Raw genomic sequence first — 23,570 nt, 5'->3', positions numbered from 1 at the left:
ACGGACGGGGATGCTCCACGGACGGGGATCCTCCACGGACGGGGATCCTCCGCGGACCCGAATCCTCCACGGACCCGGCGCCGTTCCGGCGCCCCGCGTCCGTCCGCGTCCGTCCGCGCGCGCAGGCCGCCGCAGCGCCCGTCCGGCCGCCGGTTTCGCCCGCCGCGCTCGCCCGCCCGGCCGCGGGGCGCGGCTCAGCCCTCCGGGAACGCCCCCCGCAGCTCCTCCCGCATCGACCGCTGGAAGGCCGTCACCAGGGCCTGCACCACCATCGGCTGCATGTGCGCCGACAGCGACCGCATCGACTCGACCCGCTCCGGGTCCTTCTCCTGTTCCCGGTACGGCTCCCACACCTCGTCCCGGAACAGCCGGCTGAGTTCCCGGGCCGCCTCGCGGGTGTGTTCCGTGACGACCGCGCGGGCCGCGAGGATCGTCTCCAGCGCGATGGGCACCTCCAGCAGCCGCACCCCGAGGTGGAGCAGCCCGGGGTCGACCCGGAAGACTTCGGGATCCTCGGTCCGTATCAGCACGTCCATCGCGGCGAGCCGGTCGAGGTCCTCCTCGTCCAGCGGCCGGCCCGCCCGCCGCTCGAGCTGGAGCCGGGTGGCCTCCTCGGCGGAGTCCGGCGACCAGGCCGCGACCACACCGCGGTGGATCGCCAGGTCCTGCGGGCTGAGGTCGTCGGGCAACTGCTGGAGATAGCGCTCGATGGCGGCCAGCGTCATGCCGTGGTGCTGGAGCTCCTCGATGAGCGCCAGCCGGGACAGGTGCTCCTGGCCGTAGAGCCCGACCCGGCGCGGCCCGATCTCGGGGGGCGGCAGCAGACCCCGGGTGCTGTAGAAGCGGATCGTGCGGACGGTCACCCCCGCGCGAGCGGCCAGCTCGTCGACCGTCAGGCCGTGTTCGGTCAGCTCCTGGCTCATCCGCCACCCCTCGCTCTCCTGTGCGCGCGCACGGTCCCCGCGCCCCGCGTTCAACAGTATTGCTGTCTCACCACCGTTGTGAAAGCTCCCGGATCAACCGGTCCGTCCGGCTTCCGCGTCCCGCTCCGGGACCGGCGCCCGCCGCCCGGCCGGCGCGCGGCGGCATGGGTCCGTCACAGGCCCTGCGCACATCTGCCCGAACAGCCCACAACTCGCCCTCTTCTGCGCGAAAGTCACCGGCGGTAGCGTCCGGCCGTGGTCCCATGCCGGCGGGGCACCGGGCGTGCCCGGCACCCCGCCGCACCCCTTACCCCTGGGAGGTACCAGCCCGTGACATCCCGCGCACTCGTCCTCGGCGCGCTCGGCGCGGCACTCGTCGTCCCGCTCGCCGCCGCCCCCGCGCACGCGGGAGGTGCCGCGCCGCAGCCGCCCCGCACCGGTTTCGAGGAATCCGGCGGCGCCCGGTGGACCGGGCAGGACGAGGAGCAGGCCCTGCTCGCCCGGATCGACCGCGACAGCGACCGCGCCGCCGTCGACCGCATCGGCACCACGGCCCGGGGCAGGCCGCTCCAGCTCGCACGGATCGGGGCCGACGCGCCGCCCACGGCCGGGCGGACCGCCCGCGGCAACACCGTGCTGCTGCTCTGCTCGCAGCACGGCGACGAGCCCTCCGGCCGCGAGGCCTGCCTGACCACGGTCCGTGACCTCGCCTACGCGCGGGACGCGGAGACCCGCCGCTTCCTGAGCCGGACCAGCGTCCTGGTGGTGCCCACCGCCAACCCCGACGGCCGGGCCGCGGACACCCGGGGCAACGCGGACGGCGTGGACATCAACCGGGACCACATGGCCCTGGCCACCGCCGAGGCCCGTGCCGTCGCCGCCGTCCTCCGCGACCACCGCCCCGACGTCGTCCACGACCTGCACGAGTACGGCGCCACCCCGCCGTACTACCAGAAGGACCTGCTGTCGCTGTGGCCGCGCAACCTCAACACCGGCGACGCCGTGCACCACGAGGCACACACCCTGTCCGAGCGCTTCGTCCGCCCGCACGCCGAGGAAGCCGGATTCAGCACCGGCGTCTACGGCATCTGGACCGACCCGGAGACCGGGGAGCCCGTCGAGCAGGTGGCGGGCGACGGCCAGGAACGCATCCTGCGCAACGCCGCGGGTGTGAAGCACTCCGTCGGCCTGCTGGCCGAGACCCGCACCGATCCGCTCACCGGGGAGGAGCAGGCCGACCCCGCCCTCAACAACCGGCGCCGGGTGGACGCGCAGCTCGCCGCCCTGGGCGGGATGTTCGACTACACGGACCGGCGGCGCGCCCGGACGGAGGCCGCCACGACGGCGGCCCGCCTCGCCGGATACGCCGACCGCGGCCCCGTACGCCTCGGCGGCGCCGACAACGACCCCGCCGAGCCGGACGAGGTCCTGGCCGACCCGCCGTGCGGCTACCGGCTCACCCCGGGCCAGTACGCGGACGTGGGCGACGAGCTGGAACTGCACGGCGTGCACGCCCGGGAGGACGGCGCCGGCGGGGCCTTCGTCCCGCTGCGCCAGTCACTGCGCCGGCTGGTCCCGCTGCTGCTGGACGGGCGGGCGGCCCATCACCTGGTCCGGGCACAGCCCGTACGGCACTGCTGACCCGCGGTGACGCGCGGCACCGGGAAGGCAAAGGTGTGATCTCAATGCTGTCGCGCCGCGATTTGTGTGCGTGAGATCAGTGGTAAAGGGTAGCGGTCTACCGCATTACCCTGGAACGAAAGGTCTACGCGTGTCGGAGAAACAAGAAAATACCGGCGGCAGAGGCGACCCGGTCGACCTCGTGGTCGCCGACTTGCCGGGCAGCCCGCATCTCACCAGCCGCCCGCGGACCGACCGTGTGGTCTTCGGTGTCGCCGCCGGCTTCACGCTGGCGTTCGTCGTCTGGGGCGCTCTCGCGACCGACACCCTCGAACGGGTGTCCGGTTCGATGCTCGGCGGGCTGATGCACAACGGCGGCTGGTTCTTCGTCCTGGCCGCCTCGGGCTTCGTCGTCTTCGCGCTCTGGCTGGCGGTCAGCCGCTACGGAAAGATCACTCTGGGCACCGAGGGCGAGCAGCCCGAGTTCCGCACCGTGTCCTGGGTCGCGATGATGTTCAGCGCCGGCATGGGCATCGGGCTGATGTTCTTCGGTGTCAGCGAGCCGCTGTCGCACTTCACCACCCCGCCGCCCGGCACCGACCCCGCCGACGCCGCGCAGGCCATGGAAACCGCCATGGCCACCACGCTCTTCCACTGGACGCTGCACCCCTGGGCGATCTACGCCGTCGTGGGTCTGGCCATCGCGTACAGCACCTTCCGGCGCGGGCGCAAGCAGCTGATCAGCTCGGTCTTCAAGCCGCTGATAGGGAGCAAGCACGCCAACGGCTGGGTCGGCAAGGCCATCGACATCCTGGCCATCTTCGCCACCCTCTTCGGCTCCGCCGCCTCGCTCGGCATCGGCGCCCTCCAGATCGGCACGGGCATCACCGAGCTGGGCTGGATGGGCAAGGTCGGCACCGGTCTGCTCGTCACGATCATCGCCGTCCTGACCGTGGCGTTCATCGCCTCCGCCGTGTCCGGTGTGGCCAAGGGCATCCAGTGGCTGTCCAACATCAACATGGTGCTGGCGCTGATCCTGGCGCTGTTCGTGTTCATCGCCGGGCCGACCATCCTGGTCCTCGACCTGCTGCCGACGTCCATCGGCTCCTTCATCGGCGACCTGCCGACGATGGCCGCCCGTACGGAGGCCAGCAGTGGTGAGGGCGTCGCCGACTGGCTGTCCGGCTGGACGGTCTTCTACTGGGCCTGGTGGATCTCCTGGACGCCGTTCGTCGGCATGTTCATCGCCCGCATCAGCCGCGGACGCACCATCCGGCAGTTCATCGGCGGCGTGATCCTGGTGCCCAGCACCGTCAGCCTGATCTGGTTCGCGATCTTCGGCGGTGCCGGTATGCACCTCCAGGAGGCGGGCCGGCTCGGTGACGAGTCGACCCCCGAGGGGCAGCTCTTCGGGGTGCTGCGCGAGTTCCCCATCGCGACCGCGATGAGCCTGCTCGTGATGGTGCTCGTCGGCATCTTCTTCGTGTCCGGCGCGGACGCCGCGTCCGTCGTCATGGGCACCCTGTCGCAGAAGGGGTCGATCGAGCCGACGCGCCCGGTCGTCGTCTTCTGGGGTGTGGTCACCGGAGCCGTCGCGGCCATCATGCTGCTGGTCGGCGGCGGCGGGAGCAGTGCTCTCGACGGACTCCAGAATCTGACCATCCTCGTGGCCGCGCCGTTCACGATCGTCATGATCGGTATGTGTGTGGCGATGATGCGCGACCTGCGCCGCGACCCGCTCATCGTCCGTGGCGAGAAGGGCGAGGAGGCCGTCGAGACGGCCGTCATCGCGGGCCACGAGAAGTACGGCGGCGACTTCGAGATCCGGATCGGTCCCGGCACGGACGGGACGGACGGCTCGAACGGGTCCAACGGCAGCGGTGGCTCCGCCGGCAGCCCGTCCGGCGAGCCGGTCGGCAAGAAGTAGCCGAAGAGGCCGGACACACCCGGTCGGGGCGCGGTGCGGAACGTCGTACCGCGCCCCGCGGCATGTCCGGGACCCCGCACACCGCCCGGCGGCCCGGGCGGCGGAGCGGTGCCCCCGTTCAGGGCCGCTCCGCCGTCCGGCGGCCCGGACACCCGCCCGCCGCCGCCCGGTGGGAAACACCTTGGGGCCCCGGCGTACGGACACCTAGAATCAGCGGTCTCATGAACGCCACCCTCGTCGCCAAGAACCTCGCCGCCGGCCACGGTGAGCGCGCCCTCTTCTCCGGGCTCGACCTCGTCGTCGCCCCGGGAGACGTGATCGGCCTGGTCGGCGTCAACGGCGCGGGCAAGTCCACCCTGCTGCGGCTCCTCGCCGGTCTCGACACCGCCGAGGAGGGGCAGGTACGGCTCAGCCCGCCCACCGCGACCGTCGGCCATCTCCCGCAGGAACCGGAGCGCCGCCCCGGCGAGACGGTGCGCGGCTTCCTCGCCCGCCGCACCGGGGTGACCGACGCGCAGACCGTGCTGGACACCGCCGCCCAGGCCCTCGCCGACGGCCTTCCCGGCGCCGACGACGCCTACGCCGACGCCCTGGAACGCTGGCTCTCCCTCGGCGCCGCCGACCTCGACGAGCGTGCCGAGAGCGTGACCGCGTCCCTCGGCCTCGGCATCGGCCCCGACCAGCCCATGACCACCCTCTCCGGAGGCCAGGCCGCCCGCGCGGGACTGGCGTCACTGCTGCTCAGCCGCTACGACATCTTCCTGCTCGACGAGCCGACCAACGACCTCGACCTGGACGGCCTCGGACGGCTGGAGACCTTCGTCTCCGGCCTGCGGGCGGGCACCGTCGTCGTCAGCCACGACCGGGAGTTCCTGGCCCGCACCGTCACCAAGGTCCTCGAACTCGACCTGGTCCAGCAGCAGATCCGGCTCTACGGCGGTGGTTACACCGCCTATCTGGAGGAACGGGAGACCGCCCGCCGCCGCGCCCGGGAGGCGTACGAGGAGTACGCCGGCCAGCGCGCCGGGCTGGAGGCGCGCGCCCGAACCCAGCGCAACTGGATGGAGAAGGGCGTCCGCAACGCGCGCCGCAAGATGAGCGACAACGACAAGATCGGCCGCAACGCCCGGGTCGAGGCCACCGAGAAGCAGGCGGCGAAGGCCCGTCAGACGGAACGGCTCATCGAGCGGCTGGACGTCGTGGAGGAGCCCCGCAAGGAGTGGGAGCTGCGGATGGAGATCGCCGCCGCGCCCCGTTCCGGCGCGGTCGTGGCGACCCTGCGCGCGGCCGAGGCCCGGCGCGGCGGCTTCCGCTTCGGCCCCGTCGACCTCCAGATCGACTGGGCCGACCGGGTGGCCGTCACGGGCGCCAACGGCTCCGGCAAGACCACCCTCCTCGCGGCGCTGCTCGGCCGGCTGCCGCTGGACGCCGGGCACAGCGCCCTCGGACCGGGCGTCGTCGTCGGCGAGGTCGACCAGGCCCGCGGCCGGCTCTTCGCGCGGGAGAGCCCCGACCCGCTGCTGGAGACCTTCCGCGCCGCCGCGCCGGAGATGGACCCCGCGGAGGCCCGGACGCTGCTCGCGAAGTTCGGGCTCGGCGCCGACCACGTCCTGCGTCCCGCGACCACCCTCTCGCCGGGGGAGCGGACCCGGGCGGCCCTCGCGCTGCTCCAGGGCAAGGGCGTCAACCTGCTGGTCCTGGACGAGCCGACCAACCATCTCGACCTGCCCGCCATCGAACAGCTCGAGGCGGCCCTCGCCTCCTACAACGGCACGCTGCTGCTGGTGACGCACGACCGCAGGATGCTCGACGCGGTGCAGGTCAACCGGCGGCTCACGGTCGACGGCGGGCGCGTCGCGGAGCTGTGAGCGCGGTCACGGAGCGGTGACCGGCGGGGTGCGCCGTACCGGCGGGGTCAGCACGGCACCGATGCTGGCCGCGACGACCAGCAGGATGGCGGCCGCCGCGACGAGCGACAGCGGCTGGCCGAGCACGAGGAGCCCCGCCAGCGCGGCGACGGCCGGCTCCAGGCTCATCAGCACCGCGAACGTCGCGGCGGGCAGCCGGCGCAGCGAGGCCAGTTCGAGGCTGTACGGCAGCACGGACGACATCAGGGCGACCACCGCGCCCAGACCCAGCGTCACCGGATCCAGCAGGGCCGGACCGGCGCTCAGCACACCCAGCGGCAGTGTCATGGCCGCCGCGACAACCAGGGCCAGGGCGAGGCCGTCCGTCCTCGGGAAGCGGCGGCCCGTGCGCGCGGACAGCAGGATGTACGCGGCCCACATCGCCGCCGCCCCGAGTGCGTACGCGACTCCCGCGGCGTTCAGCTCGTCGAAACCGCCCCGGCCGAGCAGCAGCACCCCGCCGAGGGCCAGGGCGGCCCACAGCCAGGCGGCGGCGCGCCGGGACGCCACCACCGACAGCACCAGCGGCCCCAGCACCTCCAGGGTGACGGCGGCGCCCAGCGGGATCCGTTCGATCGCCTGGTAGAAGAGGGTGTTCATGCCGCCGAGCGCCAGCCCGAACGCCACCACCAGGCCCCAGTCCGCCCGGCTGTGGCCGCGCAGCCGGGGGCGGCACACCACCATCAGCACCAGCGCGGCCAGCGTCAGCCGCAGCGTCACCACGCCCAGAGCACCGGCCCGCGGGAACAGCAGCGCGGCCACGGCCGCGCCGAACTGGAGGGACAGCGCACTGGCGACGACCAGGGCGGCGGCACCGGCTCTGCCCTTGGCCACCGTCCGCGCGGCGGGCTCCGGGGTGACAGTGGTGTCGACAGTTTCAGGCATGACTCCACGCTAAGTCCCCGGTGGCGGACGGGCGGACCCAGGGTGCGCGGAGGCGACGGCCCCGGCGGGAGCGCGCCGACACGGCGGCTCGGGCCCGGGTGTCCGAGTGCCCGAATGCCCGAATGCCTGAGTGCCCGGGGCGAGAGCTTGGACCGGGGCGCGGCGCGCGGAGGCACCGGGCCGGGGGGCGTGCGGAGGCACCGGGCCGGGGGCGTGCGGAGGCGCCGGGCCGGGGGTGGGGGGAGTGGGCTCGGGCCGTGGTCCGGGCCCGAGTTTGCATCGGGGTGGCGGTCCGGGTCCGAGTTGCACCGGGGTGGCGGCCGGGGCCCGAGTGTGCCGGGGGCGTGGTCCGGGCCCGAGCTGGATTGGCGTGGCGGCCGGGGCCGAGAGCGCCGGGGTCGTGGTCCGGGCCCGGAGGCCAGCGGTCCTCTTGCAGGACCGCGAAAAAACAACGGGGGCGGGGCCGACAGCGCCGGGGCGAGGGCCCGGAGGACGGGAGGCACCGACGCGTGCACGGACGGGGGGTGCGGAGGCGGCTGTCGGACGCGGGAGCCGCGGTGTGCTGACGCGGCCGTCCCGCCCCTGTCCGGTGTCCGGGCAGGGGCCGGTGTCCGCGCCGTACGCGCGGGACACCTGCCCGGGCGCTGTGGGGTGCATGCCGGGCGGCCGGCACCGGCGCGTGCATTCCGGATACGGCTGGCACCCGCGCGTGCACGCGGATGCGGGCGGCACACGCGCGCGAACGCGGATGCGGATGCGGCCGGCACACGCGCGTACGCGGATGCCGGCCGCATCGGTCCCGTGAACGTGAGCACATCGGCCCCCGCGCTGAAGCGGGGGGACGCCTCAGCGGCCGCGGCCCTCCGGCCCGGCCAGCCCCGCGCGGCGCAGCGCGTCGGCCATGGCGCCGTTCGCCGGAGCCGCGTCGCGACCGCCGCCCCGGCCGCCCCGGCCGCCTCCGGAGGATCCGCCCCGGCCGCCGCCCTGCCTGCCGTTCCTGTCGCCCTGCTTCCCGTCCCTGTCGCCCTGCCTGCGGTCCCGGTCGCCCTCGCGGCCGCCGCCCTGCCGGACCGGCTGCGCCGAGCGCCGCGCTCCCCGGGAGCCGCCCCCGTCCTCGCCGGACGGCGTGATCTCGTCGTCCAGCCGCAGCGTCAGGGAGATCCGCTTCCGCGGCACGTCGACGTCCAGCACCTTCACCCGGACGATGTCCCCCGGCTTCACCACGTCCCGCGGGTCCTTCACGAAGTTCTTCGACATCGCGGAGACATGGACCAGACCGTCCTGGTGCACCCCGACGTCCACGAACGCCCCGAACGCCGCCACGTTGGTGACGACGCCCTCCAGCAGCATGCCGGGCGTCAGGTCGCCGATCTTCTCCACGCCCTCCTTGAAGGCGGCGGTCCGGAACGCCGGCCGCGGGTCGCGGCCCGGCTTCTCCAGCTCCTTGAGGATGTCGGTGACGGTCGGCAGGCCGAACGATGCGTCCGTGAACTCCTCCGGCCGCAGCTTGCGCAGCACCGCAGTGTTGCCGATGAGCGTGTCGGTGCCGGCCGCGGCCGTCATCCGCCGCACCACCGGATACGCCTCCGGGTGCACGCTCGACGCGTCCAGCGGGTCCTCGCCGTCACGGATGCGCAGGAAGCCCGCGCACTGCTCGTACGCCTTGGGGCCGAGCCGGGAGACCTCCTTGAGGGCCTTCCGGCTGCGGAACGGGCCGTTCGCGTCGCGGTGCGCGACGATGTTCTCCGCGAGCCCGGAGCCGATGCCGGAGACCCGGCTCAGCAGTGGCGCGGAGGCGGTGTTGACGTCCACGCCGACGCCGTTCACGCAGTCCTCGACGACCGCGTCGAGCGAACGCGACAGCTTCACCTCGGAGAGGTCGTGCTGGTACTGGCCGACCCCGATGGACTTGGGGTCGATCTTCACCAGCTCGGCCAGCGGGTCCTGGAGGCGGCGGGCGATGGAGACGGCGCCGCGCAGCGACACGTCCAGCTCCGGCAGCTCCTGGGAGGCGAAGGCGGAGGCGGAGTACACCGAGGCGCCGGCCTCGGAGACCATCACCTTCGTCAGCTTCAGCCCCGGCTCGCGGGCGATGAGGTCCGCCGCGAGCTTGTCGGTCTCGCGCGAGGCGGTGCCGTTGCCGATGGCGATCAGCTCGACGTCGTGCTCCCGGGCCAGCCGGGCGAGCGTCGCCAGCGACGCGTCCCACTTCTGCTGCGGGACGTGCGGGTAGACGGTCTCGGTCGCGGCGACCTTGCCCGTGGCGTCGACGACGGCGACCTTGACACCCGTGCGGAAGCCGGGGTCGAGACCCATCGTCGCGCGGGTGCCCGCCGGTGCGGCCAGCAGCAGGTCGCGCAGATTCGCGGCGAAGACGCGCACCGCGTCGTCCTCGGCGGCCTGCCGCAGCCGCAGCCGCAGATCGATGCCGAGATGGACCAGCACCCGGGTGCGCCAGGCCCAGCGGACGGTGTCCGCGAGCCACTTGTCGCCCGGGCGGCCGCGGTCCGCGATGCCGAAGCGGTGCGCGATCGAACTCTCGTACGGGGTGGGGCCCGAGCCGGGGGCGTCCGGCTCGCCGGGGTCCAGGACCAGGTCGAGAACCTCTTCCTTCTCGCCCCGGAACGCGGCCAGCACCCGGTGCGACGGCAGCTCCGTGAAGCCCTCGGAGAAGTCGAAGTAGTCGGCGAACTTGGCGCCCGCCTCCTCCTTGCCCTCGCGGACCTTCGCGGTCAGCCGGCCCCGGCTCCACATGCGCTCGCGCAGCTCGCCGATGAGGTCGGCATCCTCGCCGATGCGCTCGGTCAGGACGGCGCGGGCGCCCTCCAGGGCGGCTGCCGCGTCGGCGACGCCCTTCTCCGGATCGACGAAGGCCGCCGCCGCGGCCTGCGGCTCGACCGAGGGGTCGGCCAGCAGGCCGTCGGCCAGCGGCTCCAGTCCGGCCTCCCGGGCGATCTGGGCCTTCGTCCGCCGCTTGGGCTTGAAGGGCAGATAGATGTCCTCCAGGCGCGCCTTGGAGTCGGCCGCCCGGATCCGGGCCTCCAGCTCGGCATCGAGCTTGCCCTGGGCCCGGACGGACTCCAGGACGGAGGTCCGCCGCTCCTCCAGCTCCCGCAGATAGCGCAGCCGCTCCTCGAGGGCGCGCAGCTGCGCGTCGTCGAGCATCTCGGTCGCTTCCTTGCGGTAGCGCGCGATGAACGGGACGGTCGAACCGCCGTCGAGCAGCTCGACGGCCGCCTTCACCTGCCGCTCCCGTACGCCGAGCTCCTCGGCGATCCTGCCCTCAATCGACGTCGTCACGATTCCGTTCCGCCTTGTCGTCGTGCTGGAGCCTGCATTGTGGCAGGCCGCACCGACAGGCGTTCCGCCGACAGGCGGACACCCCCGGGCGGACACCGGCGGGCAGGACACCGGCGGGCAGGGCACCGGCCGGCGGGGCCGCGCCCCACCGCCGGGCCGGGCCCGGCGGGCCGGAGGGCGCGTCAGACCCGGCGGGTGCTCCGGGAGGCGCCGCCGAACAGCTTGGCGACGAGCCGGAAGGGCAGCGACACGACGGTGGCGAGGGCTCCGCCGACCGCGCGGAGAGCGTCTGCGATGGCACGGAACACGAGTACCTCCTGAGCAGTTGCGTCGCCGGCGGCGGGGCGGGCCGTGGGCCCGCCGGCCGACCGGCCGTGCGCATCGGTTTGCCGCCCACCGCCCGCGCAAACATCCGCGGTCGTCCCGCCCCGGGCCGCACTGCCCCGCGCCGGACCGCACTGTCCCGCCCCGGGCCGCACCGTCCCGCGCCGGACCGCCCCGGGCGCCCGCTGCGTCCGGAGCGGGGCCCGGCCCGTCACACCGGGGCCCGGCCCGTGACAACGGCGGCACCCGCCCTCGGCGCCCGGCCTCGCCGTCCGGCGGGATCCGGCGCCGCGACCCCGGCGGAGCCGGGCCGGTCAGCCCTTGCCGAAGAGGTCGGACGGGAACGCCCCGGCCTCGAACGCCGTCATGGCCCAGCCGCCCGCCAGCTCCGTCAGCCGCTGGACCCCGGCCGCCCCGAGGTGCTCGTACGGGGCCCGGTCGAGCCGGTCCGTCTCCGTCTCCAGCCGCTTGCGCAGCTCCGTGCCGGCCTCGGTCAGCTCGCCGTCCGCGTCCAGCAGCCCGCGTGCCCGCAGCCGGTCCTGCGCCGCGTGCCACTCGTCCTCGGTCCAGCCGCGGGTCTGCAGCATCCACTTCGGGGTCATGCCCTTACCGCTGGCACTGTGGCTGACCAGCGCTTCCAGCGGGTCGAGTTCGGCGTCCGCGAGTACGGAGACGTGGCCGTCGCCGCGGTGTTCGCGGAGCAGGGTCGCCGCGTGCCAGAAGGCGAGGTGCGGTTCGCCGGGCACCGGCAGGTCGGCCTGCGAGGCGTAGAGCGGGCGGGAGTGGCGGCCGCACGCCTCCGCCGCCCGCTGCGCGAGGGCGGCGGCCTCCGCCATCTCCGGTGACTCGACGGCCGCGTCGCCGAGCAGCCGCCGGAGCATGCGGTCCACGGCCCGCAGCCGTATGCCGAGCACGTCCCGCGGCGAGGCCTTCTCCCACACCCCGGGCACGTGCCGGGCGATCAGTTCGTGCTTGAAGACGTAGAACGTGGCCGTGACCGTGCCCGGGCCGACCGCGCCCATGGGCGCGGACCGGGCGGCGAAGTAGGCCGGGGCGAAGCCGTCGAGGCCGGCCTCCGCGAAGTCCCGGGTGAACTCGGGGGAGAAGTAGAGCGCGGAGTGCAGCGGGTTCACGGCGTTGTGGCAGCGCCGGCCGGCCCGCTCGGGGAGGGAATCGGTCGTCATGCGGGCACGCTACCTGCCGGTAATGAATCGCGGGAAGACGGCACCGGACCCGGACCGGACCCGGCCAGGACCCGGACCCGGACCGGACCCGGACCGGCGCCGGACCGGTGGCGGCACGGCCGCGGCGGGCCCGTACGCGTGAAGCCCGTCTCCGTACGGCAGGAAAGGTGGGGAACGCGTCATTGCTGCCGCCGGGGCGGGGCGCGACGATGAAGGGCATGACGCACCCCACCGTGCTGGTCGTCCTCTTCGACGGCGTCCAGAGCCTCGATGTCACCGGCCCGCTGGAGGTCTTCACCGGCGCGGCCCGGGTGTGCGGCGGCCCCGGCGCGTACCGGGTCCGCACGGCCTCGCTCGACGGAGCCCCCGTGACCACGAGCAGCGGACTGCGCATCGTGCCGGACGAGGCGTTCGCCGACGAGGCGGGCACGGGCGGGACGGTCACGGACGGGGCGGTTACCGGCGGGGCGGGCACGGGCGGGGCGGGCACCGGCGGGGCGGCACCGGACACCCTGCTCGTGCCCGGCGGTCCCGGTACCCGCACGCCCGACCCGCGCCTGGTCGACCGGCTGCGGCGGACCGGGCCGCGCGCCCGGCGCGTGGTGTCGGTGTGCACCGGGGCGTTCCTGCTCGCCGAGGCCGGCCTGCTCGACGGGCGCCGCGCGACGACCCACTGGAGCATGTGCGACACGCTCGCCCGGCGCTTCCCGGAGGTGGACGTCGACCCGGCACCGATCTTCGTCCGGGACGGTGACGTCGCCACCTCGGCCGGTGTCACCGCGGGCATCGATCTGGCGCTGGCGCTGGTCGAGGAGGACTGCGGCCGGGACGTCGCGCTGACCGTCGCCCGGCACCTGGTGGTCTTTCTGCGCCGGCCGGGCAACCAGACGCAGTTCAGCGCCCAGTTGGCCGCGCAGACCGCCGAGCGCGACCCGCTGCGCGAGGTGCAGCGCCGTATCGCCGAGAACCCGCGGGCCGATCTCTCCGTCGAGACCCTGGCCCGCCACGCGGGGCTGTCCCCGCGCCACTTCGCCCGCGCCTTCCGCGACGAGGTCGGGGTGCCGCCCGGCCGGTACGTGGACCAGGTCCGCCTGGAGGCCGCCCGGCGGATGCTGGAGGACACGGTGCGGGGCGTCGAGGAGGTCGCGCGGGCCTGCGGCTACGGCACCCCGGAGGCCATGCGCCGCGCCTTCGTCCGCGCGCTCGCCTGCTCGCCGGCCGAGTACCGCCGCCGCTTCCGCCCGGCCGCCCCGACAGCCGTTCCGGCCGGGGCTGCGGCACAGGTCCGGGCCCAGGCACCGGCCCACGCACCGGATCCGGTTCCGGCTCCCGTGAGCGGGGGCTGAGCGCCTTCCCGGCCCGCCCGCACGCGCAGTCCCCCCTCCCGCCCGGCGGGACGACCTCTCCCGCCCGGCGCCCTTCACCTCCTCCCCTACCTCCCTCCCCTCCCCTCTCCCTCCCTCCCTCCCTCCATCCCTCCATCCACCGGAAGGAACCACCCGTGCAGACAGCCGTCCTGCTCTTCGACCGCCTCACCACCCTGGACGCCGTCGGCCCCTACGAGGTGCTGTCCCGGCTCCCCGGCGCCGAGGTCGTCTTCGTCGCCGAGCGCCCCGGCCCCGTGCGGGGCGACCGCGGCAGTCTCGCCCTGGTCGCGGACGCGGCGCTCCACGAGGTGCCGCACCCGGACCTGGTGCTCGTACCGGGTGGTCCCGGGCAGAACGCCCTGATGGAGGACGGCCCCGTGCACGAGTGGCTCCGCGAGGCGGACACCCGCACCGACTGGACGACCAGCGTCTGCACGGGTTCGCTGGTGCTCGCCGCGGCCGGGCTGCTCGAGGGCCGCCGCGCCACCACGCACTGGGGTGCCTTGGAACGGCTCGCGGAACACGGCGCCCGGCCGGTGAGCGAACGGCACGTCACCGACGGGAAGTACGTCACGGCGGCCGGGGTGTCCGCCGGGATCGACATGGCGCTGATGCTGGCCGGCCGGATCGCGGGGGACACCGTGGCCCGGTCGATCCAGCTCGGCATCGAATACGACCCCCGCCCGCCCTACGACGCGGGCTCACCCCGGACCGCGCCCCCGGAGGTCCTGGCGGCGCTGCGCGACCGGCGCGAGGCCGTCCTCGGGCAGTGACGCGGGGCGGTTCGCGGGACGGCCGGCGGGGCGGCTCGTACGGCGGCGGCGCGGACCGGTCGCCGGGCGGAGGCGTTCCCGGCCGCGGCCGTCCCCGGACGCTGCCGGGGGACGGCCGGCGTGAGCGGTGCGGTGACCGGGGTGGGGCCCTTCCCGCGCCGGTCAGCCCGACCAGGTGAAGCGCGGCGCGCGGCGCTCCAGAAAAGCGGTGACACCCTCGGCGGTGTCGCCGCCGGTGCGTGCCTGCTCCGCCCAGTGGGCCGCCCGGTCCGGGGCCGCGGTGCCGTCCGCGAACTCCTTGGCGGCCCTCTGGGTGAGCAGTGACCGGGAGGCCAGCACGCGGGCGAACTCGGCCACCCGCCCGTCGAGTTCCCCGCCGGGCAGCAGTTCGTCGATCAGACCGGTGCGCAGGGCCCGTTCGGCGCCGATCAGTTCCGCGGAGAACAGCAGGTACTTGGCGGTGGCCGGGCCGACGAGCGAGGTGAGCCGGCGGGTCGAGCCCTGCGGATAGACGATGCCGAGCCTGGCGGGGGTGATCCCGAAGGAGGAGCCCTCGGCGGCGAACCGCAGGTCGCAGGCGGCGGCGAGCTGGCAGCCGCCGCCCACGCAGTAGCCGCGGATCACGGCCAGCGTGGGCTTGGGGAAGGCGGCGAGCGCCTCCTCCGCGGCCACCGCGAGGCTCTGCGGCCCGCCCGGCCCGCCGTCGCCGTCGCCCAGCCGGGCTCCCAGCTCGCCGATGTCCGCCCCCGCGCAGAACGTGCCGCCGGAACCGGTCAGCAGCACGACCCGTACGGCCGGGTCGGCCGCCAGCCGCTCCAGCAGTTCCGGCAGCCGCCGCCACATGGCCGCGGTCATGGCGTTGCGCTTGGCCGGGCGGTGCAGGGTGAGCGTCGCGACGCCCTCGGCCACCCGGCACAGCACGCTGCCGGGGGAGCCGTCGTCCGGACCGGCGGGGCCGTGCGCGGAGGCGGCTGTTCCGGCGGACGTGCCGACGGGGACGCCGGCGGGGGCTGCGGACTCGGCGGAGCCGTCGGCGGAGGGGAGCACCATGGCGCGGATGCTATCCGGAGAGGTTTCTTGAACGTACAACCAGGTATCTCAGTGTGATCGCACCGTCACAGTCCCCGGACGGAATTAGTCGAGAACTGTCGATAGCTGGTCACTTGTGGCCAGTCGGTCGGGATGGACCCGTACATTCCCCGACACTCGTCCTGAAGCGCGGATCGAACCGCCGCACCGGGGCACCGGTGCGACCACAGAGCGGTGGTCGTCGCGCCGAATGTCGAGAGTGGGTGCCGGCGCATGGAGATCCGCGGGAGTGTCCCGCCAGACCCGGTGACGACGGCCGGCGGCAGGCCGGTCACGGACGGGCCGGTGGCTCCGCCGCCGTACCCGGACACCGGCAACGGCGGCCCGGCCGGGGTGCCCGCCCCGCCCGCGGTCCCCGCCCCGCCCCTCTGCGAGGGAGTCTGGCGCTTCACCGCGCCCGCCCTGGAGTCCTCCGTCCCGCAGGCCCGGCACGGCGTGCGGGACCTGCTGGCCCGCCGCGGGGTGCCGCTCGACGAGGACACCCTCCACGGGCTGCTGCTGATCGTCTCGGAACTGGTCACCAACGCGGTCAAGCACGCCGCGCTGCTCTCGCCGGAGATCGGGGTGGAGGTCTCGGTCGGCGCCGGCTGGGTGCGGGTGGCCGTCGAGGACGGCCACCCCTACCGGCCGAAGGCGCTGGTGACCGACGAGGAGAACACCGGCGGCCGGGGCCTCCTGCTGGTGAAGTCGGTCACGCGGGAGGCCGGCGGCAGCTGCGACGTCCAGCACACCGCGAGCGGCGGCAAGGTCGTCTGGGCCGCGCTGCCCTTCGGACCGCGCGGCCCCGCGGCTCCCGGCTGAGGCCCGCTACCAGCCCGCCGCCGGCCCCGTCAGTTCGCGTACGGCGGGGCGGGCGGCGTCCAGAACGGTGGTGAACCACACCGAGAACCGGCCCTCCTCCCGCCGTCGCTCCAGCTCCCCGGCCGTCACGAACGCCGTCTCGCCGACCTCGTCCGGATCCGGCCGCAGCTCCGCCTGCACCAGCCCCACGAACAGATGGTTGTACTCCTGCTCCACCAGCCCGGACGCCGGATCGGGGTGGTTGTAGCGGACCGTGCCCGCCTCGCACAGCAGCGACGGGGAGGCGCCCAGCTCCTCGGAGGTGCGCCGGGCCGCCGCGGCGAACGGCGACTCGTCCGGATACGGATGACCGCAACAGGTGTTCGACCAGACACCGGGGGAGTGGTACTTCCCCAGTGCCCGCCGCTGGAGCAGCAGCCGGCCGGCGGCGTCGAAGAGGAAGACCGAGAACGCGCGGTGCAGCCGGCCGGGCGGCAGATGCACGGACTGCTTCTCCGCGGTGCCGATCGTGGTGCCGTTCTCGTCGACCAGTTCGAGCATGACCGGCTCCGCGGCGCCCTCGGGCGCCGTCCGGCCGCCCCCCGCGGCGGAGAGGTCGGGGGTGTCCGCCGTGCTGGCTGGTGTGATCGGCATGACCATCCTTCGGTTGGGCTTCGGCCGACCAGTCTGCCGCACGGAGCGGGCATCCGGCTTGGACACCTCTGTACTCGTACACCCGAATGGAATGCTTATAGGGCTGTTGGACCGGCAATGCGGAGGTTGTCGGTCCGCCGGTGGCGGGATGCGCCGTCAGTGGCAGAGCCCCAGCTCGTGCTCCGCGTGACCGCCGGGCTCCAGCTGGAAGGTGCAGTGCTCGACGTCGAAATGCCGGCCGAGGCAGCCCTGCAGCTCGTGCAGCAGCTTCTCGTGACCGAGGGTGTCGAAGAGCTCCTGGCTGACCACCACGTGCGCGGAGAGCACGGGCAGCCCCGAGGTGATGGTCCACACATGCAGGTCGTGCACGCCCTCGACGCCGTTCAGCGCCAGGATGTGCGACCGCACGGACTCCATGTCGACGTCCCGCGGTGCCGCCTCCAGCAGGACCTCCAGCGCCTCCCGCAGCAGCTTCCACGCCCGCGGCACGATCATGAGCCCGATCAGCAGCGAGGCCGCCGGGTCGGCGCGCTGCCAGCCCGTGAGCACGATCACCGCGGCCGAGACGATCACCGCCAGCGAGCCGAGCGTGTCGGCCATCACCTCCAGGAACGCGCCCCGGACGTTGAGGCTCTCCCGCTGCCCGCGCATCAGCAGCAGCAGCGAGACGGTGTTGGCCACCAGTCCGAGCGCGCCGAACGCCACAGCCGCCCCGGCCTCCACCTCGGGCGGCGAGATCAGCCGCCGCACGGCCTCGTACAGCACGAAGCCGCCGACGCCGAACAGCAGCAGGCAGTTCGCCAGCGCGGCCAGGATCTCGGCCCGGGCGAAGCCGAAGGTGCGCTGTACGCCGGAGGGGCGGTTGGCGAAGTGGATGGCCAGCAGCGCCATCGAGATGCCGACGGCGTCCGTGGCCATGTGGCCCGCGTCGGTCAGCAGCGCGAGCGAACCGGTGAGGATGCCGCCGACCGCCTGGGAGACCAGCACCGTCAGGGTCAGGCCGAGCGCGATCCGCAGCCGCCCGCGGTGCGCCGCGGCGGCGGTACCGCCCCCGGGCGGCGAGCCGTGCGAATGGCCGTGACCGTGCCCTGCCCCCATGGCTGCCGCCTCCACCTCGTCCTCGGCGCGCACCGGCGGGACCCGGCCGCGGTGACAGTGAACTACGGGTCCGGGGTATCCGCAAACACGGCACTGAACACCGTTGTCATGTGCTCTGACCTGCACATTCGCCATTCCGCGGGGACGTTCGCGGGGACGTCGCGGAGCCGGAGCCGAGGGCCTCCGCGCCGGGGCTCCGGAGCAGGGGTTTGGGCCGACGGCCGGGTATCCCGCATGATGATCACCACGGACCCCCTGCGGCCGTCCCTCCCCGTACCCGTCCTTATCCGGTGGTGAACGGGCGATGAACGCCCGCTTCCGGGGATCCGATAGCCTCTGCCGACGTGCCGCCGCCCGGCCGGAGCCGGGGCGTGTCACGACCGCTGCCAGGACGCGTCCCCGCCCCGGCGCGGCCACGTCAGCTGCCAAGGAGTGAGTTCGTCTGCCGACCGCAATCCTCACCGGTCCGCCGGTCGCCGGGTCGCAGCTCGAAGGCGACCTGCGGTCGCTCGGCTTCACCGTGCACACCCCGGACACCGCCGCGGAAGACGACCTCACCGCACGGATCGCCGGCCTCCCCGCGGGGGAACGGGTCGCCCTGGTCGATCCGCGGCTCGTCGCCCACCGGCACGCCCTGCGGCTGGCCCTGACCGACCCCCGCTTCCCCGCCGCTGCGGTGCCGGGAGCCGTCACCGCCCAGCCGGAGGCCCGGCCGGCCCTGCTCGCCGCGCTCCCGGCCGCGACCGGGGCGCCGCACCCGCCGAAGAGCCTGCCGGACGCCGTCGCCGACGCCATGACGGCGGCGGGTGAACCGGTCCAGCGCCCCGACCTCGGGGTGCTCGTCGCCGCCGTGGCCGCCGGCCCGGCCGAGCGTGACGCGTCCCTCGCGGCCGTCGCCGCGGTCGACGACGAGCAGGTCCGGCTGCGGAGCGCCGTGAAGGCCCGGGACGGCTTCTTCACCACCTACTGCGTCAGCCCGTACAGCCGCTACCTCGCCCGCTGGTGCGCCCGGCGCGGCCTCACCCCCAACCAGGTCACCACCGCGTCCCTGGTCACCGCGCTGATCGCGGCGGCCTGCGCGGCGACCGGCACCCGGCCCGGCTTCGTCGCCGCCGGTGTGCTGCTCCTGGCGTCCTTCGTCCTCGACTGCACCGACGGGCAGCTCGCGCGCTACTCGCTCCAGTACTCGACGATGGGCGCCTGGCTGGACGCCACCTTCGACCGTGCCAAGGAGTACGCGTTCTACGCGGGCCTCGCGCTCGGCGCGGCCAACGCCGGCGGCATGGGCAGCGGCGGCGGTGACGACGTATGGGCGCTGGCGCTCGGCGCGATGGTCCTGCAGACCGTCCGCCACGTCGTGGACTTCTCCTTCAACGAGGCGAACCACGACGCCACCGCCAACACCAGCCCCACCGCCGCCCTCTCCGACCGGCTCGACAGCGTCGGCTGGACGGTCTGGGCGCGCCGCATGATCGTGCTGCCCATCGGCGAGCGCTGGGCGATGATCGCCGTGCTCACCGCGCTCACCACTCCGCGCGTGGTCTTCCTCGCACTGCTGATCGGCTGTGCGTTCGCCGCCTGCTACACCACCGCGGGCCGGCTGCTCCGCTCCGTCACCCGGCGGGCGACCCGCACCGAGCGCGCCGAGCGGGCGCTCGCCGAGCTGGCCGGCCCGGGCCCGCTCGCCGAGGCCTCCGCCCGGCTCCTGCGCGGACCCGCGAAGCGGCTCCCGGCGTCGTTCGGTGCCCCCGCCGCAGCGCTGCTCGGCTCGGCGCTCCTGGTCCCGGTCGCGGCGTTCACCCCGTACGGCAGCGGCTGGCCCGTCCTGGCGGCGCTCGGCTACGCGCTGTTCTCCGGTCTCGCGCTCGCCCGCCCGCTCGGCGGCCCGCTGGACTGGCTGGTGCCGCCGCTGTTCCGCGCCGCCGAGTACGGCACCGTCCTGGTGCTGGCGGCCCGCTCGGAGGTGAACGGCGCCCTGCCGGCGGCTTTCGGGCTGGTAGCGGCCGTCGCCTACCATCACTACGACACGGTGTACCGCATCCGCGGCGGCACCGGCGCGCCCCCGAGGGCGCTGGTGCGGGCGATCGGCGGGCACGAGGGACGGGTGCTGGTCGTCACGGCCGCCGCAGCCGTCACTCACGACACAGGTTTCACCATGGTGCTGACCGCTCTCGCAGCGGTGCTGGCACTGGCGGTGCTCATCGAGAGCATCCGTTTCTGGGTCTCTTCCGGAGCACCCGCCGTACACGACGAAACAGGAGAACCCGCATGATCGGCCTCGTGCTGGCCGCCGGCGCCGGACGGCGTCTGCGCCCCTACACCGACACCCTTCCGAAGGCCCTGGTGCCGGTCGGCCCCGAAGAGGACGGCGCGGAGGCCACCACGGTCCTCGACATCGCGCTGGGCAACTTCGCCGAGGTCGGACTGACCGAGGTCGCGGTCGTCGTCGGCTACCGCAAGGAGGCCGTGTACGAGCGCCGCGAGGCGCTGGAGAAGAAGTACGGCGTCAAGATCACCCTGGTCGACAACGACAAGGCCGAGGAGTGGAACAACGCCTACTCCCTGTGGTGCGCCCGGGACGTCATCAAGCAGGGCGCGATCCTCGCCAACGGCGACACCGTGCACCCCGTCTCCGTCGAGAAGACCCTCCTCGACGCCCGCGGCAGGGGCCAGAAGATCATCCTCGCCCTCGACACGGTGAAGCAGCTCGCCGACGAGGAGATGAAGGTCGTCACCGACCCGGCCAAGGGCGTGCAGCGGATCACCAAGCTGATGGACCCGGCCGAGGCCACCGGTGAGTACATCGGCGTCACCCTGATCGAGCCGGAGGCCGCCGAGGAGCTGGCCGACGCGCTCAAGGCCACCTTCGAGCGCGACCCGCAGCTCTACTACGAGGACGGCTACCAGGAGCTGGTGAACCGCGGGTTCCAGGTCGACGTGGCCCCGATCGGCGACGTGCAGTGGGTCGAGATCGACAACCACGACGACCTCGCCAAGGGCAGGGAGATCGCGTGCCGGTACTGACCCGTCTCATTCCGTCCCCGGTCGTCGTCGACATCAGCGCCGGGGCACTGGACGACCTGGCGGGGCTCCTGGCCGACCAGCGGATCTCCTCCTCCGGGAAGCTGGCCATCGCGATCAGCGGCGGATCAGGCGCGGCGCTCCGCGACCGGTTCGCCCCCGCGCTGCCCGGCGCCGACTGGTACGAGGTCGGCGGCGGCACCCTCGACGAGGCGATCAAGCTCGCGGACGCCATGAAGTCCGGGCGCTACGACGCGGTCGTCGGCATGGGCGGCGGCAAGATCATCGACTGTGCGAAGTACGCCGCGGCGCGGATCGGCCTCCCGCTGGTCGCCGTCGCCACGAACCTCTCGCACGACGGCCTCTGCTCGCCGGTCGCCACGCTGGACAACGACGCGGGCCGCGGCTCGTACGGCGTCCCGAACCCGATCGCGATCGTCATCGACCTCGACGTGATCCGCGAGGCGCCGATGCGCTTCGTACGGTCCGGTGTCGGGGACGTGATCTCCAACATCTCCGCCGTCGCCGACTGGGAGCTGTCCCACCGGGAGACCGGCGAGGACATCGACGGCCTGGCCGCCGCCATGGCCCGGCAGTCCGGCGAGGCCGTGCTGCGGCACCCGGGCGGCTGCGGGGACGACGACTTCCTCACCGTGCTCGCCGAGGGCCTGGTGATGACCGGCATCTCCATGTCGGTCGCCGGTGACAGCCGCCCCGCCTCGGGCGCCTGCCACGAGATCAACCACGCCTTCGACCTGCTCTACCCCAAGCGCGCGGCCGCGCACGGCGAGCAGTGCGGACTCGGTGCGGCCTTCGCGATGTACCTGCGCGGCGCCCGCGAGCAGGCCGCGTACATCGTCGAGGTGCTGCGGCGGCACGGCCTGCCGGTGCTGCCCGGCGAGATCGGCTTCACCGACGAAGAGTTCGTCAAGGCGGTGGAGTACGCGCCGCAGACCCGCCCCGGGCGCTACACCATCCTGGAGCACCTGGACCTCTCCACCGACGCGATCAGGGACGCATTCGCCGACTATGCCAAAACCGTCAGTAGCTGAACTCCGTCCGGTCGTCCACCCCCCGGGTGTGAAGGACCGGCGCAGCGGTGAGCACTGGGCCGGCCGGCTCTACATGCGCGAGGTGTCGCTGCGTGTGGACCGGCACCTGGTCGGCACGAGGGTCACGCCCAACCAGCTGACCTACGTGATGACCGTCTTCGGTGTGCTCGCCGCCCCCGCCCTGCTGGTGCCGGGTGTCCCGGGTGCCGTGCTCGGCGTGCTCGCGGTCCAGCTCTACCTGCTGCTGGACTGCGTGGACGGCGAGGTGGCCCGCTGGAAGAAGCAGTTCTCGCTCGGCGGTGTCTACCTGGACCGGGTCGGCGCGTATCTGTGCGACGCCGCGGTGCTGGTCGGCTTCGGGCTGCGCGCCGCCGACCTGTGGGGCGACGGCCGGCCGGACTGGCTGTGGGCCTTCCTCGGCACCCTCGCCGCCCTCGGCGCGATCCTGATCAAGGCGGAGACCGACCTCGTCGGCGTCGCCCGCCACCAGGGAGGGCTGCCGCCGGTCAAGGAGGCGGCCTCCGAGCCGCGCTCCTCCGGTGTGGCGCTGGCGCGCAGGGCGGCCGCGGCGCTGAAGTTCCACCGGCTGGTCCTCGGAGTGGAGGCGTCGCTGCTCATCCTGGTCCTGGCGGTCGCGGACGCGGTCAGGGGCGACCTGTTCCTCTCCCGGCTCGGCGTCGCCGTCCTCGCGGCGATCGCGCTGCTCCAGACGGTGCTGCACCTCGTCAGCATCCTGGCCTCCAGCAGGCTGAAATGACCGGCCCGGCGGCGGAGGGGTCCGCACTGAAGCTGGGCGCGGTCGTCCTCACCATGGGCAACCGGCCCGAGGAGCTGCGCGCGCTGCTCGGCTCGGTCGCCAAGCAGGACGGCGACCCGATCGAGGTCGTCGTCGTCGGCAACGGCTCCCCGCTGCCGGAGCTGGACATCCCGGGGCTGGCCGTACGGACCGTGGAGCTGCCGGAGAACGTCGGCATCCCGGCCGGGCGGAACGTCGGCATCGAGGCCTTCGGCCCGGGCGGCCGGGACGTCGACGTCCTGCTGTTCCTGGACGACGACGGCCTGCTGCCGAACTCCGACACCGCCCGGCTCTGCCGGGAGGCCTTCGCGGCCGATCCGCGGCTCGGCATCATCAGCTTCCGGATCGCCGACCCCGACACCGGGGTCACCCAGCGGCGCCACGTCCCCCGGCTGCGGGCCTCCGACCCGCTGCGGTCCTCCCGGGTCACCACCTTCCTCGGCGGCGCGAACGCGGTCCGCACCCGGGTGCTGGAGCAGGTCGGCGGGCTTCCCGACGACTTCTTCTACGCCCACGAGGAGACCGATCTCGCCTGGCGCGCCCTCGACGCCGGCTGGATGATCGACTACCGCGCCGACATGGTGCTGTTCCACCCGACGACCGCGCCCAGCCGGCACGCGGTCTACCACCGGATGGTCGCGCGCAACCGGGTCTGGCTGGCCCGCCGCAATCTCCCGGCCCCGCTGGTCCCGGTCTACCTCGGGGTCTGGCTGCTGCTCACGCTGGCCCGCCGGCCGTCCCGGCCCGCCCTGAAGGCCTGGTTCGGCGGCTTCCGGGAGGGCTGGCGCACCCCGTGCGGCCCCCGCCGTCCGATGAAGTGGCGTACGGTATGGCGCCTGACCCGGCTGGGCCGACCTCCCGTTATCTGAC

At 74.1% G+C, this 23,570-nt stretch carries 18 protein-coding genes and 1 pseudogene; 11 read left to right on the top strand and 8 right to left on the bottom strand.

Annotated features, from left to right (window positions below; translation table 11 throughout):
* Positions 1–194: 194 nt before the first annotated feature.
* The gene (locus GCU69_RS25200; RefSeq protein WP_098754570.1) at positions 195–923 is read right to left on the bottom strand and encodes a MerR family transcriptional regulator; all 729 of its coding nucleotides are present in this window, start codon (positions 921–923) and stop codon (positions 195–197) included.
* A 330-nt stretch (positions 924–1,253) separates the two neighbouring features.
* Between GCU69_RS25200 and GCU69_RS25195 the strand changes: the two genes are divergently transcribed.
* The 3 genes from GCU69_RS25195 to GCU69_RS25185 all read left to right on the top strand — a co-directional run bounded on the left by GCU69_RS25195 (position 1,254) and on the right by GCU69_RS25185 (position 6,338).
* The gene (locus GCU69_RS25195; protein ID WP_156207261.1) at positions 1,254–2,564 is read left to right on the top strand and encodes a M14 family zinc carboxypeptidase; all 1,311 of its coding nucleotides are present in this window, start codon (positions 1,254–1,256) and stop codon (positions 2,562–2,564) included.
* 181 nt (positions 2,565–2,745) lie between these two features.
* Positions 2,746–4,470: a BCCT family transporter gene (locus tag GCU69_RS25190; protein ID WP_098754572.1), complete on the top strand. Its 1,725-nt coding sequence runs from the start codon at positions 2,746–2,748 to the stop codon at positions 4,468–4,470.
* A gap of 221 nt (positions 4,471–4,691) precedes the next feature.
* Positions 4,692–6,338 (top strand): ABC-F family ATP-binding cassette domain-containing protein, encoded by a 1,647-nt coding sequence (locus GCU69_RS25185; protein ID WP_098754573.1) that lies wholly within the window; start codon positions 4,692–4,694, stop codon positions 6,336–6,338.
* 6 nt (positions 6,339–6,344) lie between these two features.
* Here the strand turns inward: GCU69_RS25185 and GCU69_RS25180 are convergent, their stop codons facing one another.
* The 4 genes from GCU69_RS25180 to GCU69_RS25170 form a co-directional block, all read right to left on the bottom strand.
* Positions 6,345–7,262 carry an EamA family transporter gene (locus GCU69_RS25180; RefSeq protein WP_098754574.1) on the bottom strand — a complete coding sequence of 306 codons (918 nt, stop codon included), beginning with the start codon at positions 7,260–7,262 and terminating at the stop codon, positions 6,345–6,347.
* An 846-nt stretch (positions 7,263–8,108) separates the two neighbouring features.
* A complete protein-coding gene (locus GCU69_RS25175; protein WP_156207260.1) occupies positions 8,109–10,562 on the bottom strand; it encodes a Tex family protein in 2,454 nt (817 codons plus the stop codon).
* 182 nt (positions 10,563–10,744) lie between these two features.
* Positions 10,745–10,870 (bottom strand): LPFR motif small protein, encoded by a 126-nt coding sequence (locus GCU69_RS34445; protein WP_257155904.1) that lies wholly within the window; start codon positions 10,868–10,870, stop codon positions 10,745–10,747.
* 330 nt (positions 10,871–11,200) lie between these two features.
* Positions 11,201–12,070 (bottom strand): SCO6745 family protein, encoded by an 870-nt coding sequence (locus tag GCU69_RS25170; protein ID WP_156207259.1) that lies wholly within the window; start codon positions 12,068–12,070, stop codon positions 11,201–11,203.
* A 218-nt stretch (positions 12,071–12,288) separates the two neighbouring features.
* Here GCU69_RS25170 and GCU69_RS25165 point away from each other — a divergent pair.
* Together GCU69_RS25165 and GCU69_RS25160 are read left to right on the top strand one after the other, a co-directional pair.
* Positions 12,289–13,323: pseudogene (locus tag GCU69_RS25165) on the top strand (GlxA family transcriptional regulator); the annotation flags it as partial.
* Between the two features lie 248 nt (positions 13,324–13,571).
* Positions 13,572–14,210, top strand: coding sequence for a DJ-1/PfpI family protein (locus tag GCU69_RS25160; RefSeq protein WP_098755463.1), 639 nt, complete (start codon positions 13,572–13,574; stop codon positions 14,208–14,210).
* A gap of 162 nt (positions 14,211–14,372) precedes the next feature.
* On the opposite strand, the gene GCU69_RS25155 is transcribed toward GCU69_RS25160, so the two are convergent.
* Positions 14,373–15,260, bottom strand: a complete 888-nt coding sequence (locus GCU69_RS25155) for an enoyl-CoA hydratase/isomerase family protein (protein ID WP_156207257.1) — start codon at positions 15,258–15,260, stop codon at positions 14,373–14,375.
* A gap of 252 nt (positions 15,261–15,512) precedes the next feature.
* On the opposite strand from GCU69_RS25155, the gene GCU69_RS25150 reads away from it, so the two are divergent.
* A complete protein-coding gene (locus tag GCU69_RS25150) occupies positions 15,513–16,100 on the top strand; it encodes an ATP-binding protein (RefSeq protein WP_176604648.1) in 588 nt (195 codons plus the stop codon).
* A gap of 6 nt (positions 16,101–16,106) precedes the next feature.
* On the opposite strand, the gene idi is transcribed toward GCU69_RS25150, so the two are convergent.
* Together idi and GCU69_RS25140 are read right to left on the bottom strand one after the other, a co-directional pair.
* Positions 16,107–16,733 carry an isopentenyl-diphosphate Delta-isomerase gene (gene idi, locus GCU69_RS25145; RefSeq protein ID WP_098754530.1) on the bottom strand — a complete coding sequence of 209 codons (627 nt, stop codon included), beginning with the start codon at positions 16,731–16,733 and terminating at the stop codon, positions 16,107–16,109.
* Positions 16,734–16,889: 156 nt separating this feature from the next.
* On the bottom strand, positions 16,890–17,831 hold the full coding sequence (locus GCU69_RS25140) for a cation diffusion facilitator family transporter (RefSeq protein WP_098754542.1): 942 nt from the start codon (positions 17,829–17,831) through the stop codon (positions 16,890–16,892).
* A gap of 442 nt (positions 17,832–18,273) precedes the next feature.
* Here GCU69_RS25140 and GCU69_RS25135 point away from each other — a divergent pair, with 442 nt between their 5' ends.
* From GCU69_RS25135 to GCU69_RS25115, 5 genes are read left to right on the top strand one after another with little or no spacing between them, the layout of a single operon-like run.
* Positions 18,274–20,103, top strand: coding sequence for a DUF5941 domain-containing protein (locus GCU69_RS25135; RefSeq protein WP_156207256.1), 1,830 nt, complete (start codon positions 18,274–18,276; stop codon positions 20,101–20,103).
* Positions 20,100–20,855 carry a phosphocholine cytidylyltransferase family protein gene (locus tag GCU69_RS25130; RefSeq protein ID WP_098754532.1) on the top strand — a complete coding sequence of 252 codons (756 nt, stop codon included), beginning with the start codon at positions 20,100–20,102 and terminating at the stop codon, positions 20,853–20,855. Before GCU69_RS25135 ends, GCU69_RS25130 begins: the two co-directional genes overlap by 4 nt.
* Positions 20,843–21,904, top strand: a complete 1,062-nt coding sequence (locus GCU69_RS25125; protein WP_098754533.1) for an iron-containing alcohol dehydrogenase family protein — start codon at positions 20,843–20,845, stop codon at positions 21,902–21,904. The genes GCU69_RS25130 and GCU69_RS25125 overlap by 13 nt, the downstream gene beginning before the upstream one ends.
* Positions 21,882–22,661, top strand: a complete 780-nt coding sequence (locus GCU69_RS25120; protein ID WP_098754543.1) for a CDP-alcohol phosphatidyltransferase family protein — start codon at positions 21,882–21,884, stop codon at positions 22,659–22,661. The genes GCU69_RS25125 and GCU69_RS25120 overlap by 23 nt, the downstream gene beginning before the upstream one ends.
* The gene (locus GCU69_RS25115; protein WP_098754534.1) at positions 22,658–23,569 is read left to right on the top strand and encodes a glycosyltransferase family 2 protein; all 912 of its coding nucleotides are present in this window, start codon (positions 22,658–22,660) and stop codon (positions 23,567–23,569) included. The genes GCU69_RS25120 and GCU69_RS25115 overlap by 4 nt, the downstream gene beginning before the upstream one ends.
* The last annotated feature ends 1 nt before the right edge of the window (position 23,570 follow it).

It is taken from the genome of Streptomyces lycii, from assembly GCF_009735685.1.
GTDB lineage: Bacteria > Actinomycetota > Actinomycetes > Streptomycetales > Streptomycetaceae > Streptomyces > Streptomyces lycii.
Note: the sequence above shows the minus strand (reverse complement) of the source record. Positions and strands in the feature narration are given on the sequence as shown.